Genomic DNA, 24,372 nt, shown 5'->3' with positions numbered 1-24,372 from the left:
CTCACTCCGCCGCCTCCAGCGCCTTGCATGCCCGAAGCGGCTCCTCGGCCTCCATCGCCCGCAGGCCCAGCTTCGCCATCAACGCGGCGTCCTTATCGTCGCCTGCATTGGAGGCAGTCAGCAGCTTGTCGCCAGTGAAGATGCTGTTCGCACCGGCCATGAAACACAGCGCTTGCGTCGCTTCCGACATGCTTTCACGCCCCGCGCTTAAACGCACCATGCTCATCGGCATGGTGATCCGCGCCACCGCAATCGTGCGGACGAATTCGATATCGTCGATTTTGGCAAACGGCGTGTCCGCGAGCATGTCGCCAAGCACAGTTCCCTTCACCGGCACCAATGCGTTGACCGGCACGCTTTCGGGGTGCGCAGGCAAGGTCGCCAGCGTGTGGATGAAGCCAACCCGGTCGGCACGCGTCTCGCCCATGCCGATGATACCGCCGCTACACACGTTGATGCCCGCACGGCGGACCTCCGCAAGCGTGTCGAGCCTGTCCGCCATCGTCCGCGTCGTGATGATCTCATTATACCGTTCGGGCGAGGTATCGATGTTATGGTTGTAATAATCGAGCCCCGCGTCGGCGAGCATGTCCGCTTGGGCGGGAGTCAGCATCCCCAACGTCATGCATGTTTCCATGCCCATCGCGCGGACACCCTGAACAATTTGCACAATCGCGGGCATATCGCGGTCCTTGGGGTTGCGCCATGCCGCCCCCATGCAGAACCGGTGCGAGCCAGCATCTGCCGCCTCAGCGGCCTTTTGCAACACCGCTTGCACGTCCATCAACTTGGTCGCCTCAACGCCGCTGTCGGCCTTCACGCTTTGCGAACAATAGCCGCAATCTTCGGGGCAACCGCCGGTTTTGATGGAGAGCAATGTGCAAAGCTGTATCTGCCCCGCCGCATGATGCGCGCGATGTACGGTCTGCGCTTGATACACCAGTTCGTCGAACGGCAGATCGAACAAAGTGTCGATTTCTGGGCGCGTCCAGTCGGTGCGGACTGTCACGAGGCATCCCCCAATGGCGGCATATTATGCCCCAATAACGTCAATACATCGGCGGCACATTCAACGACATTGCTGCCGGGGCCGTAAATGCCCTGAACCCCTGCTTCCCGAAGATAATCATAATCTTGTGGTGGAATAACACCACCTGCGATGACCTTGATGTCGCCGCGTCCTGCCTCGCGCAAACCTTTAACTAGGTCGGGGATCAGAGTTTTATGTCCTGCGGCTAGGCTGGATGCTCCCACGGCATCAACGTCATGCTGCAATGCTAGTATAACAGTTTCTTCGGGCGTCTGGAATAATGGTCCGCTGATAACGTCAAAGCCCATATCGGAGAAAGCCGACGCGATGACATTCGCACCGCGATCATGCCCATCCTGTCCCATTTTCGCGACCAAAAGCTTGGGCTTGCGGCCCAAACGGCGACCAACCGATTCCACGCCATCGAGAACTTGCGCCCAGCGTTTATCAAACTCATACGCACTGCCGTAAATGCCTTGAACGGGAACCGGCGTTGTTGCGTAGCGGCCAAACACAGCCTCCATCGCGTCAGATATCTCGCCCAATGTTGCGCGGGCGCGGGCCGCCACGACAGCGAGAGCCAATAAATTCCTCCCCGGCACGGGGAGGGGGACCACCGAAGGTGGTGGAGGGGCACCGGCGGGGTTGACTGAGATATTGAATGCGGGAGACGCTGCACCTGCCCCTCCAATATTCTGCGCATGGTCCCCCTCCCCGTGCCGGGGAGGATTTCGCGCACCCTCGGTCAAAGCCTTCAGCGCCGCCTGACACGCGCCCTCATCACGTGCAGCGCGGGTGGCGGCAAGGCGGGCTATCTGGCCTTGGCGCACGAAGTCATTGTCGACCTCCAGCGTGTCGAGTTGATCTTCTGTTTCGAGCTTGTATGTGTTGACGCCAACGATGACATCTTCGCCTTTGTCGACACGCGCTTGCCGTGCGGCGGCGGCTTCTTCGATGAGGCGCTTTGGCATGCCGGATGCGACTGCCTTCGTCATGCCGCCAAGTTCATCGACTTCGCCGATAATTTTCCACGCTTGGTCAACCAATTCAGCGGTCAACGCTTCGACATAATATGATCCGCCCAACGGATCGACGACCTTCGTAATGCCGCTCTCTTCGGCCAACACAATCTGTGTATTGCGGGCAATGCGCGCCGAAAAGTCGGTGGGTAGCGCAATCGCCTCATCCAACGCATTGGTGTGCAAAGACTGCGTCCCACCCAAGGTCGCGGCCATCGCCTCAATCGTCGTGCGGATGACGTTGTTATAGGGGTCTTGCTCTTGCAACGATACGCCCGACGTCTGGCAATGGGTACGCAGCATTTTGGAGCGTTCGTCCTTTGCGCCAAGTTCATCCATCACGCGGTGCCACAAGGTCCGCGCGGCGCGCAGCTTTGACACTTCCATGAAGAAGTTCATGCCAATGCCAAAGAAGAACGACAAGCGCCCGGCAAACGCGTCAATGTCCAAGCCTGACGCCATCGCGCGCTGCACATATTCCTTGCCATCAGCAATGGTGAAGGCAAGTTCCTGCACTGCCGTCGCGCCCGCCTCATGCATGTGATAGCCGGAGATCGAGATGCTGTTAAACTTGGGCATGTGCGCGCTGGTATAGGCAATGATGTCCGACACGATCCGCATCGATGGTTCGGGCGGATAAATATAGGTGTTACGCACCATGAATTCTTTCAGAATATCGTTCTGAATGGTGCCGTCGAGTTGTGCTTGAGTAACACCTTGTTCCTCACCCGCCACAATGAAAAACGCAAGGATAGGGATGACTGCGCCGTTCATCGTCATCGATACGGACATTTGATCGAGCGGAATACCGTCGAACAAGATCTTCATGTCCTCAACACTATCAATCGCAACGCCAGCCTTACCAACATCGCCGACAACGCGCGGATGGTCGCTGTCATAGCCACGGTGGGTGGCAAGATCGAAGGCGACCGACAGGCCCTTTTGACCAGCGGCAAGGTTACGACGGTAAAATGCGTTCGATTCCTCGGCGGTCGAAAAGCCAGCATATTGGCGTATCGTCCAAGGGCGGCCCGCATACATCGACGCACGCACACCGCGCGTAAATGGCGCAAAACCGGGAAGGCCGGGGTCGGCTGAATCCTCTGCGGTATACAGCGGCTTTACGGCGATGCCCTCTGGCGTGTGCCAGGTCAAGTCCCTGCCCTTAACCTCTTTTTCCGCCGCTTTTTTCCACTGGTCTATATTCGTCATAAAAACTTCCATTTATTAACACGTCACCCTGAACTCGTTTCAGGGTCCATTCCGCCTCTCAAACCGACTTTCTCGGCAGATAGATGGACCCTGAACCAAGTTCAGGATGACGACGGGGTGTCTAGTCGCACTAATGCCCTGCTCCTACACCCACCTCCATAATCTCGGTCAAAACACCTTGCATATCCTTGGGATGCACAAAGAATATCAGCGTCCCATGCGCGCCAATCCGTGTTTCGCCAAGCACCCGTTTACCCATTGCCTCGAATTCGGCTTTGGCAGCGTGAATATCGGGCACTTCGTAACAGACATGATGCTGCCCACCCGCCGGGTTCTTTTCAAGAAACGCCGCGATGGAGGCATTTCCCGGTAGCGGTTCAATCAACTCAATCTGCGTGCCGTTCATCGCGCCGTCGGCGCCCGGGGTATCGACAAAGCAGACCTTCACCCCCTGATCGGGCAAGTCGAAAGGATCATGGATTTTCGTCGCGCCCATCACGTCGCGATAAAAGACGATGCTGTCCGCTATGGAAGGCGTTGCAACGCCGATATGGTTCAATCTTCCAAGTTTCATGAGTCAACCTTCAAATAACCGTCGCACCAGCGAAGGCTGGTGCCTATCCCGCCTGTCAGTATCCCCAAAGAGACGCGATGGGCCCCAGCCTGCGCTGGGGCGACGCGATTGATCTGATCGCCACTCACAACGGAATATTATCATGCTTCTTCCAGGGGTTTTCGAGACTTTTGTTCCGCAATTTGCGCAAACCCAAGGCAATCCGCCTCCGCGTGGAGTGCGGATAGATCACCTCGTCGATAAAGCCCTTGCTGGCCGCCACAAACGGGTTGGCGAAGCGGTCTTCATATTCTGCGGTTTTCACCGCTTGCTCCTCCGCCGATAGCCCGCGGAAGATTATCTCCACTGCGCCCTTCGCGCCCATCACCGCAATCTCGGCGGTTGGCCATGCGTAGTTCAAATCGCCGCGTAAATGCTTTGACGCCATCACGTCATACGCGCCACCATAGGCCTTGCGGGTGATGATGGTGATTTTGGGCACCGTCGCTTCGGCATAAGCGAAGAGCAGCTTTGCACCATGCTTAATGATGCCGCCAAATTCCTGCGCGGTGCCGGGCAAGAAACCGGGAACATCGACAAAGGTGATGATCGGAATGTCAAACGCATCGCAAAAGCGCACAAAACGCGCGGCTTTTTTGGAGCTGTTGATGTCGAGCACGCCGGCCAGCACCATTGGCTGATTGGCGACGATGCCCACAGTGCGGCCCTCAATCCGGCCAAAGCCGATGATGATGTTCGCCGCATGGCTGGGTTGAACCTCAAAAAAGTCTGCCTCATCGACCGTTTTACGGATCAGCTCATGCATATCATAAGGCTGGTTCGCACTCGGCGGGATCAACGTGTCGAGACTAAGTTCCATCCGGTCCCATGGGTCTTGAGTCGGACGCTCTGGCACGCCGGTACGGTTATTCTCGGGCAGATAGTCAAAGAAATCGCGCGTCGACAGCAATGCATCAATGTCATTTTCAAAGGCATTGTCGGCAACGCCTGACTTGGTCGTATGCGAAATTGCGCCGCCCAATTCTTCTTGCGTGACGACTTCATTGGTCACCGTCTTTACAACATCGGGACCCGTTACGAACATGTAGGACGAATCCTTCACCATGAAGATGAAGTCAGTGATCGCCGGCGAATATACTGCGCCGCCAGCACATGGGCCCATGATCAGCGAAATTTGCGGGACTACACCGCTGGCCAAGACATTGCGTTGAAACACCTCGGCATAGCCGCCAAGGCTGGCCACGCCCTCTTGAATCCGTGCGCCACCGCTGTCGTTCAGGCCGATGACTGGCGCGCCGACTTTCATCGCATTGTCCATGACCTTGCAAATCTTCATGGCGTGCGCTTCGGATAATGAACCGCCGAAAACCGTAAAGTCCTGACTATAGACATAGACCAGACGACCATTGATCGTGCCGCTACCGGTAACAACGCCGTCTCCGGGTATCTTTTGCTCCGCCATACCGAAATCGGTGCAATTATGTGTGACATAGGCGTCGAGTTCTTCGAAGCTGCCTTCATCGAGTAAGATATCAAGGCGTTCGCGCGCGGTCAGGCGGCCCTTGGCATGCTGCGCATCGATACGCTTTTGCCCACCCCCCATTTTCGACGCCGCGCGGCGTGCCTCCAGTTCAGCAATATTGGCCGACATGGCATTCCCCATAAGCAATTTTGTTGGCCAAAGCCTTGGCATCCTGTCTTAGTAATTGCAAATTAATCGTGCGATCAAATTCTGTCTGGCCACGCAGCGATTGAAAGCTGCAATAATCCAAAAAGCGCGTTATAGCGGCGCATCATGGACGTTGATCATCCCATTAAAGTTGCCGCGCTCTACCGCTTTGTCACATTTGACGTTCCAGAGCAGCTGCAAATACGCATTCAGGCACAATGCGTGGCGGGCGGCATCAAGGGCACGATATTGCTGGCGCATGAGGGCATCAACGGAACGGTGGCTGGAACGCCTTACGCCATCGACGCCTTAATATCATTTTTGCGCGATATTCCGGGTTGCGCCGACCTGGATGTGAAATATTCATTTGCCAAAGAAATGCCCTTTTATCGGATGAAAGTGCGCCTGAAAAAAGAGATTGTTACCCTCGGCGTCGAAGGCATCGACCCAAAACGCGAGGTCGGCACCTATGTGCAGCCCGAGGATTGGAACGCGCTGATTTCCGATCCAGACACTGTGTTAATTGACACACGTAATGATTATGAAGTGGCGATTGGTACATTTGCAGGGGCGGTTGACCCACAAACCAAATCCTTCAGCGAATTTCCCGATTGGTTTCGCGCCAATCGTGCGGAACTGGCAGTGGGAAAGACAAAGTTTGCGATGTTCTGCACCGGCGGCATCCGCTGCGAAAAATCAACGGCATTTTTGAAAGCCGAAGGCATAGACGAGGTCTATCATCTCGAGGGCGGCATATTACGGTATCTGGAGAATATTCCAGAAACAGAGAGCAAATGGCAGGGTGAATGCTTTGTGTTCGACGAACGCGTGTCGGTGAAGCATGGCTTACAGCTTGGCGAAATGGAGCTTTGCCACGCGTGCCGCCGCCCGATTTCGCAAGAGGACAAAGCGTCCGCGCATTTCATCGAAGGCGTGTCATGCCCCGCTTGCTATGACGAACGCACCGACGAAGACCGCGCGCGCTTCGCCGAACGGCAAAGGCAGATTGCCATAGCCAAAAAGCGTGGCAAGCAGCATATTGGCGTCAATTCGCGTGATGATGTTTAGAATTGGCTCTATAGGCTTTGAGCACAGTCAAGACAGAAGGCTCAGCAGGAAATAAATGACCGCCCTGCCCATCCTCTACAGCTTCCGCCGCTGCCCTTATGCGATGCGTGCCCGGATGGCCGTCGCCGTCAGCGCAGTGCAAGTCGAATTGCGCGAAATTGTGTTGCGCGACAAGCCATCTGAAATGCTGGAGGCGTCACCAAAGGGCACCGTGCCTGTCCTGGTGCTGCCCGATGGCAGGGTGTTAGACGAAAGCCTCGATATCATGCGCTGGGCGCTCGTACAAAGCGATTCCTTGGGCTGGCTGGCCCATGATGACCCAAATCTTGTTTTGGCCACTGACGGGCCGTTTAAGATAGCCTTGGACCGGTATAAATATCCGCATCGCTATGACCTGAACGATGGCACCGCACATCGTGACGCCGCCTTGGCGCATCTTGGCGACCTGAACGACTTATTGTCCGCCGCGCTCTATCTCGGCGGCGCACAGCCCGCTTTCACCGATATCGCCATATTCCCCTTTGTTCGGCAATTCGCCGCAACCGATGCCATATGGTTCGCTGCTTTGCCCCTGCCCGCGCTGCAAAGCTGGCTTTCTGCGCTGGTAAGCAGCGACCTGTTCGCAAGTATCATGGCCCGTTATCCGCAGTGGAAAGTCGGCGACGCACCCGTCCGCTTTCCCTGACCCTATTTCATCAAAACCAATTCTTCGGACATGCTTGGGTGCAGTGCAACGGTATCGTCAAAAGCCTGCTTGGTAAGTCCCGCCTTAACCGCAATCGCCGCCGCCTGAAGGATTTCGCCACTGTCCGGGCCAATCAGGTGAAGGCCGACAACCCGTTCAGTGGGGCCTGCCACAATCATTTTATACAAGGCCCGCTCATTGCGGTCGGCCAGCACGTTTTTCATCGCGCGAAAATCGCTTTTGTACACCTTGACGTCATCATATTGCGCCCGTGCTTCGGCCTCCGTCACCCCGACACTGGCGATGGGCGGATTGCTGAACACCGCTGTCGGAATGCATGCATAATCCACCGTGCGCGGATTATTGCCGAAAACGGTGTCGGCAAAGGCATGGCCTTCACGAATGGCAATCGGGGTTAGCTGCGCGCGGTTGGTGACGTCGCCAACGGCATAGATGCTAGGAATATTGGTGCAGCTGTCGTCGCTGACCTTTACTGACCCGTCTTTGCCAAGGTCAACGCCCACCCCCTCTAGGCCAACCCCAACGGTGTGCGGCGTGCGCCCGATGGCCCACAACAGCAAATCGGTCTCGATCACCTCTCCATGGTCGCCTTCAATCAAAAGCGTGCCATTGTCTTGCTTGGTCACCGATTTAATGCCGAAGTGGAAATGGATATCGATGCCTTTTTGACGGCTTAGGTCGACCAAGCGATCAACAATCTCATCATCATAACTCCGCAATACACGGTCGCCATGCGTCACAAGCTTAACTTCGACACCCAATTCATTGAATATACCTGCAAATTCATTTGCGATATAACCACCACCCGCAATCACGGCGCGCTTCGGCAGTTCAGGAAGGCTGAAAACTTCGTTTGACGTGATGCCATGGCCCGCGCCCGGAACATCAGGGACAGATGGCCAAGCGCCAGTGGCAATCAAAATATGCGCCGCTTTAATGTCCCGCCCGCTGGATAATTGAACGCTGTTTGGTCCAGTCACTATCGCGCGATCACGAAAGACCTCGACCTTGTTATTGCCCAGCGTCTGGCCATAGAGCCCTTCCAAGCGGTTAACCTCGGCGGCAACATTGTCCCGCAGGACGCTCCAATCAAATGTCGCGCCTTCGGTGTTCCAGCCAAAACGTTTAGCGTCGCGCAAATCTTCGGCAAAATGAGATCCATAGACCAGCAGCTTCTTTGGCACACAGCCGCGGATAACGCATGTCCCGCCAACGCGATGCTCCTCCGCCACAGCAACGCGGGCACCGTGCGAAGCTGCGATGCGTGACGCACGGACACCACCGGAGCCAGCCCCAATAACAAAGAGATCATAGTCAAAATCAGCCATATTTTATTCTTTCCTGTGTCCCCGCGATATGGGGACACGTGCATGCATTTACCAACGGGAATTCTCGCGCATTGTTATCGAACAGATAATGCTATCTCAGCTATCGCCAAGCGCCGCCGCAATCAGTGCAGTGGTGGACGGGTCAAAGCCGTTTGCGCCATTGTCACTTATGCGTTTTGCAATTTGCTTGCCAAGCTCAACGCCAAATTGGTCGAATGGGTTAATGCCCAACAAAACCGCGTTTACGAACGTCCGGTGTTCGTAAAACGCAATTAACGCACCGACCGTTGATGGGGTAACATCATCCAGCAATATCGTTGTCGATGGACGGTTGCCAACATAGTTGCGGGCCAAATCATCGGATTGCTGCCCCGCCATCAATGCCGCGCCTTGGGCAAAGCAATTCACGAGCAAGGTTTCATGATGCGCGGTATCGAAATCATGCCCCGGCGTCTTGCTGGCGATGAATTCAACCGGGATCAGATGGGTGCCCTGATGCAGTAATTGAAACACCGCATGTTGGGCGTCGGTGCCGACCCCGCCCCATGTGACAGGCGCGCTGTGGCGTCCAAGCGGCGCGCCCTCGGCCGTCACCGACTTGCCGTTCGACTCCATCTCCAACTGCTGAAGATAATCGGGCAGCAGGCGCAGACGTTCGTCATAGGCAAATACCGCCCGTGTCTGACACCCCTTCGTCTGGGCATAATATAAATCCGCAAATGCCGCCATTGTCGGGGCATTCTCCATAATAAGTGCGTTGCGGAAATGCTGGTCCATGGCGGCGGCACCATCCAGCAGTGCCTGATAAACCGCCCAACCAAGGCCAAGCGCAACCGGAAAGCCGATGGAGCACCATAAGGAATAGCGTCCGCCCACAGCCTCGTTAAACGGCAATACGCGGCTTTCGTCGACGCCCCATTCCATGGCTTTGTCTGGGTAAGCGGTCAGCGCCACAAACTGTGCATAAGGGTCGGCCACGCCGCCATCGCGCATCCATTCCATTGCGCTGGTGGCGTTGAGGAATGTTTCGGTCGTAGTAAAGGTTTTGGACGCGACGGCGACAATCGTCTTGTGCGGATCCATGTCCTTCACCGCCTCAGTCAGCGCCGCACCGTCAATATTGGAGACCACTTTGACGTCATAACGTGCGCCGTCGCGGCCAAGTGCATCGATGAGCAATTTGGGGCCAAGCGCCGACCCGCCAATGCCGATGTGCAATATATGGCGGATGTCGCCCATCAGGCCTGCGTCAATGGCCTCAACCAACCCGCGCATACGCTGCTGAAGCGCGCGGGCATGGGAAACTGCATCGGCATCGCCAGTGCCACGTTCGGCGGTGTGCTCTGCGGCTCGCTTTTCCGTGACATTAATCGCAGCCCCCGAAAACAAAGCTGCCTTAGCGGCATCAAGCTGCATGCCCTGGGCAAGCTTAACAAAATGGCCTAACGCTGCATCATCAAGATGGGTTTTGGACAGGTCGAACCTTAGACCGCTTTCCTCTATCGTCATTTTGCCCACGCGATTTGTGTCAGACGCAAACAGGTGTTTAAGCGATTGGGGCTGATGCTGTTCCAGCGCAGTCCATAGATTATAGGTCATTTTCTATCTCTTCATCATAAGCGTTGCAACGCAGCGTGAATCTCGGCGCTGGCAAATAACGCGCCTTCGCGGTAAAAGGCCAGCCTATCCGTCATTCGACGACAATATTATGCGAGATACTGTGACTTCAGATATTGAAAAGCTAGGCGATTCATCTGCAACTGCGCCTTCGCCGTCTGAATGGCGCGAATATGGCGGCTTCTTGCTAAAGCTTGCATTGTTCGTGTTCATCTTGCGCAGTTTCATCGTGTCGCCCTTCAACATCCCGTCGGAATCGATGCAGCCGCGCTTGCTCATTGGCGACTATCTGCTGGTGGCGAAATGGCCATATGGCTATTCGAACAACAGCTTACCGTTCTCCTTACCGATTATCCCTGGACGGATATTTGCAAGCCAACCAGAACGCGGCGATGTCGTGGTGTTCAAGGCTCCGATGTCAAACGGAACCGATTATATCAAACGCGTCATTGGCCTACCCGGCGACGTCATTCAAATGCGCGAGGGCATTCTCGAAATCAACGGTGTTGCGGTTAAGAAGGAACGGATTGCCGACCTCGTTATTCCAGTCACACAAAATATGCGTGATACCGCTGAGCTTGACCGGAACCCCTTCCCTTGCTGGCGTCCTGATATGGAAGAACCTGCGGCCAAGGGGGGCACGCAATGCCGCTACCCCCGTTTTCGCGAGACACTTCCGGAGGGTAGAGGCTATGAAATTCTCGATCTTGCGAATGGTCTAGAGGGCGACAACACCGAAGCCTTCGTTGTTGGTGAAGGCGACCTGTTCCTAATGGGCGATAATCGCGACCGGAGCGCGGATAGCAGATGGTCGCCCATCGATAAGCCCGGTTCTATTGGCATTGTGCCGCAAGAGAATCTTGTCGGGCGTGCTTTGGTGTCAGTATTTTCCACGGATGGATCGTCGAGTTGGTTGCTGCCATGGACTTGGTTTACAGCCACGCGGGCGGAACGCATTGGACAAGGATTTTGACCAGCGACGAACAAGCGGCTTGGCTGGCGGAATTACTGCCGAAACAGCCAAAGGATATGGCACTCTACCAACGCGCACTGACGCATGGCAGTACTGGACAACCGGACTATCAGCGGCTTGAGTTTCTCGGTGACCGTATCTTGGGGCTCATCATCGCTGACATGCTCTATCACCGATTTAAGGATGAAGCGGAGGGGCGCCTGTCGCACCGGTTAAATGCGCTTGTGTCCGGCATAACCTGCGCTGACATTGCGCGGCAAATTGGGCTTCCGCTGTATATCCGGCTTGGTAAGCAAGCCCGTGATGATGGTGCCCAACAAAGCGATAATGTGTTGGGTGACGTCATGGAAGCAATCATTGGCGCTGTATATCTCGACCATGGCCTACTCGTCACCCGCGATCTTGTAGAACGGCTCTGGAGGCCACTTCTTGAATCCGCAAATGGCGCCCCAAAACATCCGAAATCCGAATTGCAAGAATGGTGCGCCACCCATGGGCGCAAGGTTCCTGAATATGTCATCACCAAAAAAGAAGGCCCTCCCCACGCCATGAGATTTGAAATCACCGTCACCGTGAAAGGCTTTGCGCCCGTCACGGCCACCGCCAACAGCAAACAGGCCGCCGAAACAGGCGCTGCGCAAGCATTTTTGGAAGCCAACGCATGACAAAAAGATGCGGACATGTCGCTATTATCGGCGCGCCAAATGCGGGTAAGTCAACCTTGGTCAATGCTCTGGTCGGGCAGAAGGTCGCGATCGTTAGCCCCAAGGCGCAAACCACACGCACGCGCATGTTGGGCGTCGCCTTGGCCGGCGAAACGCAGATCATCTTGGTAGACACACCGGGCATTTTCGCGGCGCAACGCAGGTTTGACCGCGCAATGGTGGCCGCGGCTTGGGACGGTGCGGGTGATGCTGACATGATCGCATTGATCGTTGATGGCCGTGCAGGCGCAGGACCAAAGGTTGAAAAAATCCTCGAAGGATTAAAAAATCGCCCTGAACGCAAATGGCTTGTGCTCAACAAGGTTGATATTGCGGCCAAGGAGAAATTACTCGCCCTCACCACGAAACTGACCGAAAAATGGGCGTTTGAGCAGATTTACTATATCAGCGCCGCGACGGGCGACGGGCTTGAAGAATTCAAAACTGCGCTTGCCGACAATATGCCAGAGGGCGAGTGGCATTTTCCCGAGGACCAGGTGTCCGATGCAACCGACCGCCTGATTGCGTCAGAAATCACGCGCGAACAATTATATCTGCAACTGCACGAAGAGCTGCCTTACGCCAGCGCCGTCGAGACTGAAAAATATAGCGAACGCGACGACGGGTCGCTAGAAATCCACCAGCAGATTTTAGTGGCGCGCCCAACCCAGCGCGCCATCGTTTTGGGCAAAGGCGGCACGCGGATTAAAGCCATAGGAGAGGCCGCACGTCTTGAACTGGGCAAGCTCATGGGCGTTAAGGTCCATCTCTATTTGCACGTCAAAGTCTATGCCAAATGGGACGAGGACCGCAGCCTGTACCGCGATATTGGTCTTGAATGGGTGAAATAGACTCGGCTCAGTTTCTTGCCGATCCACGTCGCACCAGCCTACGCTGGTGCGACGTATGGATGTATTTCGTTGCTTACGTCTTTGCTTTCGCGGTTGGTTTGGCCTTTGCCGCCGCCTTCTTCGGCGCAGCAGCCTTTTTCTTAGGCGCGGCCTTTTTCTTGACCTTGCCCTTGGGCGGCATCGCGGCGCGGGCGTCAATTAACTGTGCCGCTTCCTCAAGTGTCAGCTCGTCAGGCGAGATGGACTTGGGCAATGTCGCGTTAGTGGTCCCGTCGGTCACATAAGGGCCAAAGCGCCCCTCCATCAGTTTAATCTCCGCATCGGTACGCGGATGCTTGCCGAACTCCTTTAGCGGCGCACGCGCGGCACCCCGGCTCCGACCTGGGTTGGCTAACGCTTCCGCCAGCTTCACAACCGCGCTGTTCATACCAGTTTCAAATACTTCAGTCGTCGACTGCAAACGCGCATATTTCCCATTATGCGCCAGATAGGGCCCATAACGACCGATGCTTGCCGTGACTGGCTCGCCGCTCTCGGGATGTATCCCGATCGTGCGTGGCAGCGACAGCAACTTCACCGCCCATTCTAGTCCGATGTCCTCTGCAGGAATATCCTTGGGGATAGAGGCACGTTTGACTTCAGCGCCCTCGCCCATTTCGAAATAAGGGCCAAAACGGCCTGACTTTTTGCTGACTTCTAATTGCGTGTCGGGATGCTGACCAAGTATTTCTGGACCGGTATCCTCCCCACTCTCGCCGCCGGGTTGCGCAAACTTTCGCGTATATTTACAGTCCGGATAGTTGGAGCAGGCCACAAAAGCGCCGAACTTTCCGCCGCGCAAGGCAAGCCTGCCTTCACCGCATTTCGGGCATAGACGCGGATCGATGCCGTCTTCGCGCTCTGGAAAGAGATAGGGCGACAGGAAGATATCAAGCTCGGCCGTCACTTCCGAGGGCTTCTGCTCCATGACTTCAACCGTTTTCGGTTTGAAATCGCGCCAAAACGCCGCAAGAAATGACTGCCAATCGGCACGGCCGCCGCTGATTTCATCTAACTGGTCTTCAAGGCCTGCGGTGTAGTCATAAGCGACATAACGTTCGAAAAAGCGCTCAAGAAATGCTGTGAGAAGTCGCCCGGATTCTTCTGCAAAGAAACGATTTTTTTCAATGCGGACATAAGCGCGATCTTTCAAAACCTGAATGGTCGATGCATATGTCGATGGGCGGCCAATACCCAATTCTTCCAGACGCTTGACCAAGGTCGCTTCCGAAAAACGCGGTGGCGGTTGCGTAAAGTGCTGCGTTTTTTCCGCAGCGTGCTTGGCTGGCGCATCGCCAACGGACATGGCTGGCAAGATCGCGCCGTCTTCACCGTCGCTATCGTCCAAGCCTTCTTCATATACTGCAAGAAATCCTGGGAACTTCATAACCTGCCCGGTCGCGCGTAAGCCGGTCTGCCCGGTGCCGTCGAGCAGATCGACAGTTGTACGTTCCATGCGGGCAGACGCCATCTGGCTGGCCATCGCACGTTTGAAGATCAGGTCATACAAGCGGCCATGATCGCCTGAGCCTGCCTTGTCCTTGCCAAAATCGGTTGGACGTATCGCCTCATGCGCTTCCTGCGCGTTCTTCGCTTTGCTCTGATAGACGCGCGGTTTATCGGGTAAATAGCCGCTGTCAAACCGATCTGAGATGGTTTTGCGCGCGGCGGAAATGGCGCTGTGGTCCATTTGAACGCCATCGGTTCGCATATAGGTGATCGCGCCATCCTCATACAAACCCTGAGCAATGCGCATTGTGTGGCTGGCGGAAAAGCCCAACTTACGCGCAGCTTCCTGCTGCAAGGTCGATGTTGTAAATGGTGGCTGGGGGTTGCGGGTTACCGGCTTTGTTTCGACGGTTTCGACGGTAAATTTGCCTAATTCAACCGCAAGGCGCGCTTGCTCTGCGTCCGCATCGGTCTTTAGGTCCATCTTGTCGAGTTTTTTGCCCAGATATTGGATCAAACGGGCATCAAATTTTTGGCCCTTATGTTCCATTCTGGCCTTCACAGACCAATATTCCTGCGCGCGGAACGCTTCGATTTCACGTTCGCGTTCCACAATGAGGCGCAGTGCAACGGACTGCACCCGGCCAGCGGACTTTGCGCCAGGTAGCTTGCGCCACAAGACTGGCGATAGCGTAAATCCTACCAGATAATCCAGCGCACGGCGGGCACGGTAAGCGTCAATCAAGTCTAAATCTAACGCACGCGGTTGTTTCATCGCGTCCGTTACAGCCTGCTTTGTTATGGCGTTGAATGTCACGCGCCCAACCTTAGCAGGCAGCGCCTTTTTCTTCGCGAGCACTTCTTGCACATGCCAGCTAATCGCTTCCCCTTCGCGATCAGGGTCGGTCGCAAGGATGAGGCCATCCGCTTTTTTCGCTTCGTCAGTGATCGCCTTCAACTGCTTTGCCTTATCGGCATAATTGTCCCACAGCATTTCAAAGCCATTATCCGGGTCAACCGAACCGTCCTTGGGCGGTAAATCTCGAATGTGACCATATGAGGCCAGCACCTTGAATCCAGGCCCCAGATATTTCTCAATTGTCTTGGCTTTTGCAGGTGATTCTACGATAACTAATTGCATGATATTTTGTGCTTTTCTAAAAACTCTCGCGTACGCGCATAGGCTGATGGGGTAAGGCAGGCCTCGTCAAGACGAAAAATGCGCCTGTTTTTTAGGTCGCCAAGCGGACCTTCCCACCTGCCCCGCATTCGAGCTTTCCCGCCAACTCGAATTCGAGCAACACCATCTGGACGGTCGATGGACTGCTGCCGGATTGCCGGACCAATTCGTCGACCGACACATAGGTCATGCCCATTAGGTCGATGACTGCGCTGCGTTCGGTGTGGCTGCCGTCATCGGCTATTACGGTCATGGCCGGTTCGTATTTAACCGACGGCGCAAGCATGCGGTTGTCCAAGGGGGAAATAAGCTCAGCAATCTCCGATGCGTTCTGCACCAAAGTTGCGCCCTCACGGATCAGCTGGTTGCAGCCACGTGACCGAGGATCCAGCGGCGACCCGGGAATCGCCATAACCTCACGCTCGGCCTCCGCCGCCAGACGCGCGGTAATCAGCGAACCTGACTTTGGCGCAGCTTCAATCACAACCGTTCCAGCCGATGCGCCAGCGATGATCCGGTTTCGATACGGGAAATGCCGTGCGCGCGGTTCGGTGCCCGGCGGTTGTTCAGCAATCAAAAGCCCGCGCTCGGCAATCGCGTCCTGAAGCGCCCGGTTTTCGGGCGGATAGACCACGTCGATACCGCCAGCGATAACCGCGACTGTGCCGACTTCGATAGAGCCTGCATGCGCGGCAGTATCAATGCCGCGTGCGAGACCCGACACAACAGACAACCCCATTTGGCCAAGTTCAAACGCCAATTGCCGCGCAAACTGGCAGGCACCGGCAGATACATTGCGCGCACCGACAAGGGCCACGGCAGGACGCGACAACAAAGCAAGATTGCCCTTTACGCAGATGACAGGCGGCGCATTGTCCAAGTGCAACAGCAAATCGGGATAGTCTGCATCATCCATGAAAACATGGCGTGCGCCATAGGCTTGAACAAACTGAATCTCCCGCGCAATGGCTGCCTCATTAGCGAGTAATGCATACTTTCCGCCGCCACGACGCACGAGATCAGGCAAAGAGTCAAGCGCGGCCCGCGCGCTGCCAAAACGCGCCATCAGCTGCCGATAACTCACAGGACCGATGTTGGAAGAACGGATCAGGCGAAGCTGATCAAATTGCATTTGGCTGTCCCCCATACCCAAGATCAACCTTTGCTTTTGCCAATTCGGGGTTCAGTGCCGTCCATGAGATTTTCGATATTGGCACGATGTTTCCAAAAGACGATCAATGTACACGCGGTGAGCAACGCAACCAGTTCATAATGACCGAAAATGGCCGCAGCGATAGGCGCACAAACGGCGGCTACCAAACCGGCCAGCGATGATGTCCGTGATATCAACAGGACGCCAATCCAAGCGATCGCGTAAACCAAGCCGCCCTGCCAGAACAGACCAAACAAGATGCCAGCATAAGTTGCGACGCCCTTGCCGCCTTTGAATTGGAGCCAAACCGGGAAAAGATGGCCGAAAAATGCACCGGCTGCCGCTAGAATTTCGCCACCGGGAAGATATTTACTGGCCAGCCAGACCGCGAAAAACCCTTTCAGCAGATCAAGCAGCAATGTCAGCGCAGCAAGCCCTTTGCGTCCAGTGCGCAACACATTCGTCGCGCCAATATTGCCTGACCCAATGGACCTTATGTCGCCGCCGCCCGAGAAACGCGTGAGCAACAAGCCGAAGGGGATGGAGCCAAGCACATAACCCAGCAACAGACCCGCAAATATGTTTAACCAAAGATCACTCACCACGCGAATCCCCCTAGATTTCAATATGGTGTAGCTGTTTTGTTCCGCACGCTCAAGGTCATCGCCTTGCTAGTTAGCCCGCTGGCGTTTATCGCCCTGCCATGACGATTGTTCCAGATGTCGCACCTTTATTATTTTTCGATTCGGGCATTGGTGGCCTCTCGGTTTTAAAGGCGGTGCAGGCAGCCTTACCACGCGCTCCAATCGTGTTTGCAGCCGATTATACAGGCTTACCTTACGGAACCAAGACTGAGGCGGAGATTTCGGCACGGGTGCCCGCCTTACTTGGCCGCTTGGTTGAGCGATATCAGCCACGCCTTGTCATTATTGCCTGTAACACCGCCTGCACTATTGCCCTGAGCCATGTGCGCGCCGCTTTGAATGTGCCCGTGGTTGGCACCGTTCCTGCAATCAAGCCTGCTGCCGAGGCAAGTCAGACTGGCGTCATTGGTCTATTGGGGACGGCTGCAACCGTCCGTCAGGCCTATGTGGACGAGCTTCAGGCCGAACATGCCCCGCACATGCGTATGTTACGCCATGCCGCGCCTGAACTCGTGCGCGCGGCTGAAGCAAAAATGCGCGGCGAAGTGGTTGACCCAGCAATTTACGCCCGAGCGATGGCTGGCTTGATGGAGCAACCCGTTGGTGAACGCCTTGACGTGACTGTCCTTGGCTGCACGCATTTTCCATTGGTGGAAGAGGAATTATTGGCCGCAGCTCCGCATATGCGGTTTGTCGATGGCGCTGTCGGCATCGCACGCCGCGTCTTTCATTTGACGAAAGATCAAAGTTGGCCCGATAATCCAACAGACGGTATATTCGTAACGACCGGGGAGGTCAGCGCGCTAGCATCGCTGCTTCCGGCGTTGTTTTCTTTAGGTGTAACGCAGATTACATCACTGTAAGCGGAAATATCGCAATAGCGGAACAAGAATGACGCTTATTGCAAGTCGTTCGCGCTGGATTTTTGCATTTCCAATGATTATTGGCTGTTGGCATGCCGCGATAGTGGTTTCAAACCGGGGTTAACGTCCATGAATTATAACGCTGTTTTCGAAAAAGCGATTGATCGGCTTCATGCCGAGGGTCGCTATCGCGTGTTCATCGATATCCTTCGGAACAAGGGAAATTATCCCAACGCGCGCTGCTTTGCCGGACATAATGGTCCAAAGGACATCACCGTGTGGTGCTCGAATGATTATCTTTGCATGGGCCAGCACCCCGACGTGATCAGCGCCATGGAAAACGCTTTGCATGATGTGGGCGCCGGTTCTGGCGGAACGCGCAACATCGGCGGAAACACCCATTATCACGTCGAACTTGAACATGAACTCGCTGACTTGCATGGCAAGGATGGCGCGTTGCTGTTTACTTCAGGCTATGTTTCGAACGACGCGACTTTATCTACGCTTGCTAAGGTGCTGCCGGGCTGCATTATTTATTCGGATGAATTGAACCATGCGTCAATGATTGCTGGCATCCGCAACGCAGGGTGTGAAAAGCGCGTTTGGCGGCACAATGACATGGCGCATCTTGAAGAATTGCTCGCAGCCGATGATCCCGAAGTGCCGAAGCTGATTGCCTTTGAAAGCGTCTATTCGATGGACGGCGACGTTGCGCCCATTGCTGCGGTCTGCGATCTTGCTGACAAATATAACGCCCTCACCTATTGTGACGAAGTTCACGCCGTCGGCATGTATGGCGCACGTGGTGGCGGTATTTCAGAACGTGATGCTGTGGCGGACCGTGTAACCATTATCGAAGGCACGTTAGGCAAGGCGTTCGGCGTTATGGGCGGCTATATCGCAGCGGACCAGAATATCATTGATGTGATCCGTTCTTATGCACCGGGCTTCATCTTTACGACATCCTTGTCGCCAGTGTTGGTCGCAGGCGTATTGGCCGCTGTACGCCATTTGAAGGCTTCAAGCGTGGAGCGTGATGCGCAGCAAGCCAATGCTGCTATGCTGAAAAAGCTTTTTGCCGACGCGGGTCTGCCTGTGATGCTAAGCAACACGCATATCGTGCCGTTGATGGTCGGCGACCCTGTGAAAGCGAAAAAAGTCAGCGATATATTGCTCGCCGAATATGGCGTATATGTGCAGCCGATCAATTACCCGACAGTGCCACGTGGCACGGAACGGTTGCGCTTCACGCCGGGGCCGCAACATCATGAGGGCATGATGCGCGATTTAACGGCGGCGTTGCTGGAAATCTGGGGCCGGATGGAAATGCCGGTCGCTCAGGCGGCCTGAGCAAGCAACTTCACGAACACGTCCCGATCCACGTTTCCGCCTGACAAGGTTATGGCGGTAACATTTTTTGGTTGAATTTTACCTGCAAGCACAGCAGCCAGCGCAACCGCGCCGCCGGGTTCCACAACGAGGTGTAGCTTTTCAAACACCACGCGCATCGCGGTCGCCACTTCGTCAGTCGTGACCGAAACACCCTGAGATACGCGGCTTTGCAATATATCAAAATTCACGGGATAAGTTTGCGGCGTTTGAAGTGCGTCACAATAAGTTGGGTGATTGAGGTCTTTAACAGGCAAAATTTTACCTGCATCAAGCGAACGAATGATATCATCCCATCCTTCAGGTTCAACAATAGCGATGTCTGCATCCGGACATGCCAGCGCAAGGCCAGAGGCCAAGCCTCCTCCGCCGCAGCAGGAAATAATCATATCTGGCCCGGACAAGCCGAAACCCTTAAGTTGTTCCGTGATTTCGATGCCAGCCGTCCCCTGCCCTTCAATTACCCACGGATCGCCAAACGCGTGCACCAATGTTGCGCCGCTTTTGGCAATTAACACAGCGGCGATTTCGTCACGCGATTGGGTGGCGCGGTCGTAGAGAACCACATCAGCACCAAGAGCCTTCGTCGCCTCCAGCTTCATGCGCGGCGCATTCGATGGCATGACGATAGTTGCAGCTATTCCAAGCTTCTTCGCTGCCCAAGCCACGCCTTGGGCATGGTTGCCGCTGGATACGCCCACAACACCCCTTGCGCGTTCTTCTTCGTTCAGGTCGGACAGGCGATGCCACGCGCCCCGTATCTTGAAAGCACCAATCGGCTGAAGCATTTCGGCCTTGCACCAGATGGTTACGCTGTCCACCTCAAGCGGTAGCAACGGTGTTTTAGGCAAGATATCGGCAATTTTGGCCATAGCCCGCCGAACGCCTTCGTGCGTAGGTATCTTGTGGGCCGCAGCCAATTCTTGTCCTGACATAAAAGGCCCCTATATGCGTGTTTTTAACGAATCTCTGATAAGAGGAAATTGCAGATGAGCAAGATAATGGTAATTGGCGCAGGCGGCGTTGGGTCGGTTGCAGTCCACAAGATGGCCATGAACCCGGATATCTTTAGCCATATCAGCCTCGCAAGTCGCACCAAGTCGAAATGCGATGCGATTGCCGCTTCAGTGAAGGAACGGACTGGCGTCGACATCGACACATATGGTCTGGATGCCGATGATGTGCCTGCGACCACAACGTTGTTGAACCAGATCAAGCCAAGCCTCGTTGTAAACCTTGCTTTGCCTTATCAAGACCTCAACATCATGGATGCATGTCTGGCCGCTGGTGTGCATTATATGGACACGGCAAATTACGAGCCGTTGGATGTCGCGAAGTTCGAATATCATTGGCAGTGGGCATATCAGGATCGTTACAAGGATGCGGGCCTCGTCGCTTTGTTGGGTTCGGGTTTTGACCCCGGCGTCACCAGCGTGTTTACGACCTATTTGAAAAAGCATTATTTCGACCGCATCGATACGCTCGACATATTGGATTGCAATGGCGGCGACCATGGTCAGGCCTTTGCCACCAACTTCAACCCCGAAATTAACATTCGCGAAGTGACCGCCGTGGCGCGGCATTGGGAAAATGGCAACTGGGTCGAAACCCCGGCGATGTCCGTGAAACAAAGCTTCGACTTTGAAGCCGTTGGCCCAAAGAATATGTATCTGATGTATCATGAGGAAATCGAAAGCCTCAAAACACATTTGCCCGAAATCAAGCGCATCCGTTTCTGGATGACCTTTGGCGATGCTTATATCATGCATCTGAACGTGCTTCAGGCGGTCGGCATGACGCGGATTGACCCAGTCATCTATGAAGGCAAGGAAATCATTCCGCTTCAGTTCCTCAAGGCTGTATTGCCGGAACCCGCGTCGCTTGGTCCGACGACCAAAGGTAAGACCAACATTGGCTGCATCGCGACTGGCCTTGGCAAAGACGGCAAGGAAAAGACGCTCTACATCTACAATATCTGCGACCATGAGGATGCTTATGCGGAAACCGGCAACCAAGCCGTCAGTTACACCACCGGCGTTCCAGCGATGATTGGCGCAGCGATGCTGCTCACAGGCAAATGGTCTGGTGCTGGCGTGTGGAATATTGAACAGTTTGATCCTGATCCGTTCATGGACATGCTCAATTCGCATGGCCTGCCGTGGCAGATGAAGGAATTGGACGGGCCTTTGGGCTTTTAATTCCCCGTCGCCCCGGCGCAGGCTGGGACCCATCACGCCTCTAAGCAGAGCACTGCGCAAGATGGATAAGCGAGATAGGCACCAGCCTCCGATGGTGCGACGAACCTTATGGTAGGTAAATTTTTATATGGAAACCAAGGCAGGCGATCCCGGGGCATTTGCCCATTTTGACCTTCACCGCGTCCCCTCGCCCGCCTTTGTTGTGGACGAGGTGGCGCTGCGGCGAAATCTTGCCATTTTGGCGGATGTTAAACTGCGTTCGGGTGCCAAGATATTATGCGCGATGAAGGCTTTTTCCATGTGGAAGGTCGCACCGATTATCGGCGAATATCTGGATGGCGTATGCAGTTCGGGCCTTTGGGAATCCCGGCTCGCGCGGGATTATTATAAGGGCGAAATCGCGACCTATTGCGCTGGCTATAAAGAGGCTGACATGGCCGAAATCGTCGACATTTCCGACCATGTTATTTTCAATAGCCCATCGCAGCACAAACGTTTTGCGTCGTTCCTGAATGACGGGGTCGATGTTGGCCTTCGTATCAATCCCGAACATGCCGAGGGTGAAGTGGCGAAATATGATCCCTGCTCGCCGGGATCGCGGCTTGGGTTTCCGATAAGCCAGTTGAAGGCAGAGCATCTCGAAGGCGTTTCTGGCCTGCACTTCCATACGCTTTGCGAACAGGATTTTGAACCGCTTAAGCGCACATGGGAAATACTGAAGCCCCAGTTTGCGCCTTATTTGGGACAGCTAAGCTGGTTAAACTTTGGCGGCGGTCACCATATCACGCGGGCAGATTATCAACGGGATGAACTTGTCGCATTCATTCGCGAAGTCCGCGCCGAAACGGGCTTGGACGTCTACCTCGAACCCGGCGAAGCAATCGCGCTTGATGCAGGGATATTGATTGGCGAATTGCTCGACGTGTTTGAAAACGATATTCAGGTTGGCATCACCGATATTAGCGCCACCTGCCATATGCCTGACGTGATTGAGGCACCCTATCGCTCCGCCATGCTAGGAGAGCGTTCAGAAGGCTCTCCTGTGCGTCTGGGAGGGCCATCTTGCCTCGCCGGGGACATTATAGGCGATTATGTTTTGCCTGTTCCAGCAGAGCCCGGAGCGCGTTTTGCGTTCCTCGATCAGGCGCATTATTCCATGGTGAAGACAAATACGTTTAACGGCGTGCCTTTGCCCTCGCTCTGGTTGTGGAACAGCGATAGCGATACGCTTGAATGCGTGCGGTCTTTCGATTGGACCGCGTTCCGAGACCGCCTGAGCTAGGCCACGATGGTTATATGTATGGGCTCACGGCCTAAAAACTAAACGAATCGCTTTACAAATTCGCCTGCTTTTCATAAGTCGCTCGTCCGCTGCCCCAGGGGGACTTCCAATAACCGCAAGGCAGCCTTGTTGTTTTATATTATCTTTTGGGGGTCCCTTGAATTGTACGAGAACACTGACGCACTTGCTGTAGTCCGCGCCCTCCGCCCGGATGAACCAATCACGCTCCTTCGCCCACATGCTGCTGCGCGCGCTGCCCGTTTCTTCGTTGAAAAGTTTCAGGGTAAATCGCTCTATGCCGTCAAAGCGAACCCGTCACCCGCCTTGCTCGAAACCCTTTGGGACGCTGGCATCACGCATTTTGATGTTGCATCCTTGGGTGAAGTCCGGCTGGTCCACAAATTCCTGCCAGACGCGAAACTGTGTTTCATGCATCCGGTAAAGAGCGAGCGCGCCATCGCGCAGGCCTATCACAACCATAATGTCCGCACATTCAGCCTCGACAGCCATGAAGAGCTGGAGAAGATCGTGCGTGCAACACATGGCGCGACCGACCTTGAACTGTGCGTGCGCATTCGTGTATCGTCTGAGCATGCAAAGCTAAGCCTTGCATCAAAATTTGGCGCTGATCCGTCCGAAGTTGCCGACCTGTTGGTTGCAACGCGTCAGGTCGCCGACAGCCTTGGCATATGCTTCCATGTTGGCAGCCAAGCCATGACGCCCGCGGCTTATGCCGAAGCCATGGAGCATGTGCGCGCCGCGATTGTCGAGGCATCCGTCACGGTTGATATTGTAGACGTCGGTGGCGGCTTTCCATCGGTTTATCCCGGCATGGAGCCACCGGCGCTGGATGGCTATTTCGATGTCATTCACAACTGCTTTGAAGATCTGCCGATTAGCTATTCCGCTGAACTTTGGTGCGAACCTGGCCGGGCATTATGCGCCGAATATGCTTCTCTACTGGTGAAGGTCGAGAAACGTCGCGGTAGGGAGTTATTCATCAACGACGGCGCTTATGGTTCGTTGTTCGACGCCGCGCATATCGGCTGGCGCTTCCCTGTGGCCCTGCAGCGATCGGAAACGTCAATTGGTACCCAGATGGCTGAATTCAGCTTCTACGGGCCTACCTGCGACGATATGGACCATATGGCCGGCCCATTCATTCTGCCGGACGACGTCAAGGCTGGTGATTATATCGAAATCGGTATGCTCGGCGCTTATGGCTGTGCCATGCGGACAGAGTTTAACGGCTTTGGTGAGACTGAAACGCTGGTTGTAGGAGATCAGCCGATGGCAACGCTTTATGGCTGGGCTCCAGCCAATGATGCAGGCGTTCGGGCAACGCGTTCGCAAAGCTCAAAAGTCTAGGGTCAGGACCTAAGTTACGTTTGACAATTTGTCTGAGGTGCATCACCCCTTCCCAA

20 protein-coding genes are annotated in these 24,372 nt (G+C 55.1%); 10 read left to right on the top strand and 10 right to left on the bottom strand.

Going from position 1 to position 24,372, the window contains the following annotated elements; translation table 11 throughout:
* Position 1 precedes the first annotated feature (1 nt).
* The 4 genes from bioB to Q0N43_RS04180 form a co-directional block, all read right to left on the bottom strand.
* Positions 2-1,009, bottom strand: coding sequence for a biotin synthase BioB (gene bioB / locus Q0N43_RS04195; RefSeq protein ID WP_295442967.1), 1,008 nt, complete (start codon positions 1,007-1,009; stop codon positions 2-4).
* A complete protein-coding gene (gene scpA / locus Q0N43_RS04190) occupies positions 1,006-3,261 on the bottom strand; it encodes a methylmalonyl-CoA mutase (protein ID WP_295442964.1) in 2,256 nt (751 codons plus the stop codon). The genes bioB and scpA overlap by 4 nt, the downstream gene beginning before the upstream one ends.
* A gap of 130 nt (positions 3,262-3,391) precedes the next feature.
* Positions 3,392-3,835, bottom strand: coding sequence for a methylmalonyl-CoA epimerase (mce, locus tag Q0N43_RS04185; RefSeq protein ID WP_295442962.1), 444 nt, complete (start codon positions 3,833-3,835; stop codon positions 3,392-3,394).
* A gap of 124 nt (positions 3,836-3,959) precedes the next feature.
* A complete protein-coding gene (locus Q0N43_RS04180) occupies positions 3,960-5,486 on the bottom strand; it encodes an acyl-CoA carboxylase subunit beta (protein ID WP_295442959.1) in 1,527 nt (508 codons plus the stop codon).
* 144 nt (positions 5,487-5,630) lie between these two features.
* Between Q0N43_RS04180 and Q0N43_RS04175 the strand changes: the two genes are divergently transcribed.
* Positions 5,631-6,572, top strand: a complete 942-nt coding sequence (locus Q0N43_RS04175) for a rhodanese-related sulfurtransferase (RefSeq protein ID WP_295442957.1) — start codon at positions 5,631-5,633, stop codon at positions 6,570-6,572.
* A gap of 55 nt (positions 6,573-6,627) precedes the next feature.
* Positions 6,628-7,257: a glutathione S-transferase gene (locus Q0N43_RS04170; RefSeq protein WP_295442954.1), complete on the top strand. Its 630-nt coding sequence runs from the start codon at positions 6,628-6,630 to the stop codon at positions 7,255-7,257.
* A 2-nt stretch (positions 7,258-7,259) separates the two neighbouring features.
* Here Q0N43_RS04170 and gorA read toward each other — a convergent pair whose 3' ends face one another.
* Together gorA and pgi are read right to left on the bottom strand one after the other, a co-directional pair.
* Entirely contained in the window at positions 7,260-8,606 is a 1,347-nt protein-coding gene (gorA, locus tag Q0N43_RS04165) for a glutathione-disulfide reductase (RefSeq protein WP_295442951.1), read from the bottom strand.
* A 96-nt stretch (positions 8,607-8,702) separates the two neighbouring features.
* Positions 8,703-10,205, bottom strand: coding sequence for a glucose-6-phosphate isomerase (gene pgi, locus Q0N43_RS04160; protein ID WP_295442948.1), 1,503 nt, complete (start codon positions 10,203-10,205; stop codon positions 8,703-8,705).
* Positions 10,206-10,314: 109 nt separating this feature from the next.
* On the opposite strand from pgi, the gene lepB reads away from it, so the two are divergent.
* The 3 genes from lepB to era are packed head-to-tail and all read left to right on the top strand — an operon-like array spanning position 10,315 to position 12,751.
* Positions 10,315-11,196, top strand: coding sequence for a signal peptidase I (gene lepB / locus Q0N43_RS04155; RefSeq protein WP_295442945.1), 882 nt, complete (start codon positions 10,315-10,317; stop codon positions 11,194-11,196).
* Positions 11,193-11,861 (top strand): ribonuclease III, encoded by a 669-nt coding sequence (gene rnc, locus Q0N43_RS04150; RefSeq protein ID WP_295442943.1) that lies wholly within the window; start codon positions 11,193-11,195, stop codon positions 11,859-11,861. Before lepB ends, rnc begins: the two co-directional genes overlap by 4 nt.
* Entirely contained in the window at positions 11,858-12,751 is an 894-nt protein-coding gene (era, locus tag Q0N43_RS04145) for a GTPase Era (protein ID WP_295442940.1), read from the top strand. Before rnc ends, era begins: the two co-directional genes overlap by 4 nt.
* Positions 12,752-12,824: 73 nt before the next feature.
* Here the strand turns inward: era and topA are convergent, their stop codons facing one another.
* The 3 genes from topA to plsY form a co-directional block, all read right to left on the bottom strand.
* The gene (gene topA / locus Q0N43_RS04140; protein ID WP_295442937.1) at positions 12,825-15,380 is read right to left on the bottom strand and encodes a type I DNA topoisomerase; all 2,556 of its coding nucleotides are present in this window, start codon (positions 15,378-15,380) and stop codon (positions 12,825-12,827) included.
* A gap of 91 nt (positions 15,381-15,471) precedes the next feature.
* On the bottom strand, positions 15,472-16,551 hold the full coding sequence (gene dprA / locus Q0N43_RS04135; protein ID WP_295442934.1) for a DNA-processing protein DprA: 1,080 nt from the start codon (positions 16,549-16,551) through the stop codon (positions 15,472-15,474).
* 23 nt (positions 16,552-16,574) lie between these two features.
* Complete coding sequence (plsY, locus tag Q0N43_RS04130) at positions 16,575-17,177, bottom strand: glycerol-3-phosphate 1-O-acyltransferase PlsY (RefSeq protein ID WP_295442931.1); 603 nt, start codon at positions 17,175-17,177, stop codon at positions 16,575-16,577.
* A gap of 98 nt (positions 17,178-17,275) precedes the next feature.
* Between plsY and murI the strand changes: the two genes are divergently transcribed.
* The gene (murI, locus tag Q0N43_RS04125) at positions 17,276-18,079 is read left to right on the top strand and encodes a glutamate racemase (RefSeq protein WP_295442928.1); all 804 of its coding nucleotides are present in this window, start codon (positions 17,276-17,278) and stop codon (positions 18,077-18,079) included.
* 129 nt (positions 18,080-18,208) lie between these two features.
* Positions 18,209-19,429 (top strand): 5-aminolevulinate synthase, encoded by a 1,221-nt coding sequence (gene hemA / locus Q0N43_RS04120; RefSeq protein WP_295442924.1) that lies wholly within the window; start codon positions 18,209-18,211, stop codon positions 19,427-19,429.
* On the opposite strand, the gene Q0N43_RS04115 is transcribed toward hemA, so the two are convergent.
* Entirely contained in the window at positions 19,417-20,403 is a 987-nt protein-coding gene (locus Q0N43_RS04115; protein WP_295442922.1) for a pyridoxal-phosphate dependent enzyme, read from the bottom strand. The genes hemA and Q0N43_RS04115 overlap by 13 nt on opposite strands.
* 54 nt (positions 20,404-20,457) lie before the next feature.
* On the opposite strand from Q0N43_RS04115, the gene Q0N43_RS04110 reads away from it, so the two are divergent.
* From Q0N43_RS04110 to Q0N43_RS04100, 3 genes are all read left to right on the top strand, one after another.
* Positions 20,458-21,666, top strand: coding sequence for a saccharopine dehydrogenase family protein (locus tag Q0N43_RS04110; RefSeq protein WP_295442919.1), 1,209 nt, complete (start codon positions 20,458-20,460; stop codon positions 21,664-21,666).
* Between the two features lie 127 nt (positions 21,667-21,793).
* Positions 21,794-22,948: a carboxynorspermidine decarboxylase gene (locus Q0N43_RS04105; RefSeq protein ID WP_295442918.1), complete on the top strand. Its 1,155-nt coding sequence runs from the start codon at positions 21,794-21,796 to the stop codon at positions 22,946-22,948.
* Positions 22,949-23,110: 162 nt separating this feature from the next.
* A complete protein-coding gene (locus Q0N43_RS04100; RefSeq protein ID WP_295442916.1) occupies positions 23,111-24,316 on the top strand; it encodes a type III PLP-dependent enzyme in 1,206 nt (401 codons plus the stop codon).
* Positions 24,317-24,372 lie beyond the last annotated feature (56 nt).

Origin of the sequence: Sphingorhabdus sp. EL138, from assembly GCF_945882965.1 — a bacterium.
Lineage (GTDB): Bacteria > Pseudomonadota > Alphaproteobacteria > Sphingomonadales > Sphingomonadaceae > Sphingorhabdus_B.
This window is presented reverse-complemented; position numbering and strand designations above follow the sequence as displayed.

Bases quoted from the DNA above. Each gene is read 5' to 3' on its own strand.
- scpA (WP_295442964.1), bottom strand. From the start codon at position 3,261: ATGACGAATATAGACCAGTGGAAAAAAGCGGCGGAAAAAGAGGTTAAG.
- mce (WP_295442962.1), bottom strand. From the start codon at position 3,835: ATGAAACTTGGAAGATTGAACCATATCGGCGTTGCAACGCCTTCCATA.
- Q0N43_RS04180 (WP_295442959.1), bottom strand. From the start codon at position 5,486: ATGTCGGCCAATATTGCTGAACTGGAGGCACGCCGCGCGGCGTCGAAA.
- Q0N43_RS04175 (WP_295442957.1), top strand. From the start codon at position 5,631: ATGGACGTTGATCATCCCATTAAAGTTGCCGCGCTCTACCGCTTTGTC.
- Q0N43_RS04170 (WP_295442954.1), top strand. From the start codon at position 6,628: ATGACCGCCCTGCCCATCCTCTACAGCTTCCGCCGCTGCCCTTATGCG.
- gorA (WP_295442951.1), bottom strand. From the start codon at position 8,606: ATGGCTGATTTTGACTATGATCTCTTTGTTATTGGGGCTGGCTCCGGT.
- pgi (WP_295442948.1), bottom strand. From the start codon at position 10,205: ATGACCTATAATCTATGGACTGCGCTGGAACAGCATCAGCCCCAATCG.
- lepB (WP_295442945.1), top strand. From the start codon at position 10,315: ATGCGAGATACTGTGACTTCAGATATTGAAAAGCTAGGCGATTCATCT.
- era (WP_295442940.1), top strand. From the start codon at position 11,858: ATGACAAAAAGATGCGGACATGTCGCTATTATCGGCGCGCCAAATGCG.
- topA (WP_295442937.1), bottom strand. From the start codon at position 15,380: ATGCAATTAGTTATCGTAGAATCACCTGCAAAAGCCAAGACAATTGAG.
- dprA (WP_295442934.1), bottom strand. From the start codon at position 16,551: ATGCAATTTGATCAGCTTCGCCTGATCCGTTCTTCCAACATCGGTCCT.
- murI (WP_295442928.1), top strand. From the start codon at position 17,276: ATGACGATTGTTCCAGATGTCGCACCTTTATTATTTTTCGATTCGGGC.
- hemA (WP_295442924.1), top strand. From the start codon at position 18,209: ATGAATTATAACGCTGTTTTCGAAAAAGCGATTGATCGGCTTCATGCC.
- Q0N43_RS04115 (WP_295442922.1), bottom strand. From the start codon at position 20,403: ATGTCAGGACAAGAATTGGCTGCGGCCCACAAGATACCTACGCACGAA.
- Q0N43_RS04110 (WP_295442919.1), top strand. From the start codon at position 20,458: ATGAGCAAGATAATGGTAATTGGCGCAGGCGGCGTTGGGTCGGTTGCA.
- Q0N43_RS04105 (WP_295442918.1), top strand. From the start codon at position 21,794: ATGGAAACCAAGGCAGGCGATCCCGGGGCATTTGCCCATTTTGACCTT.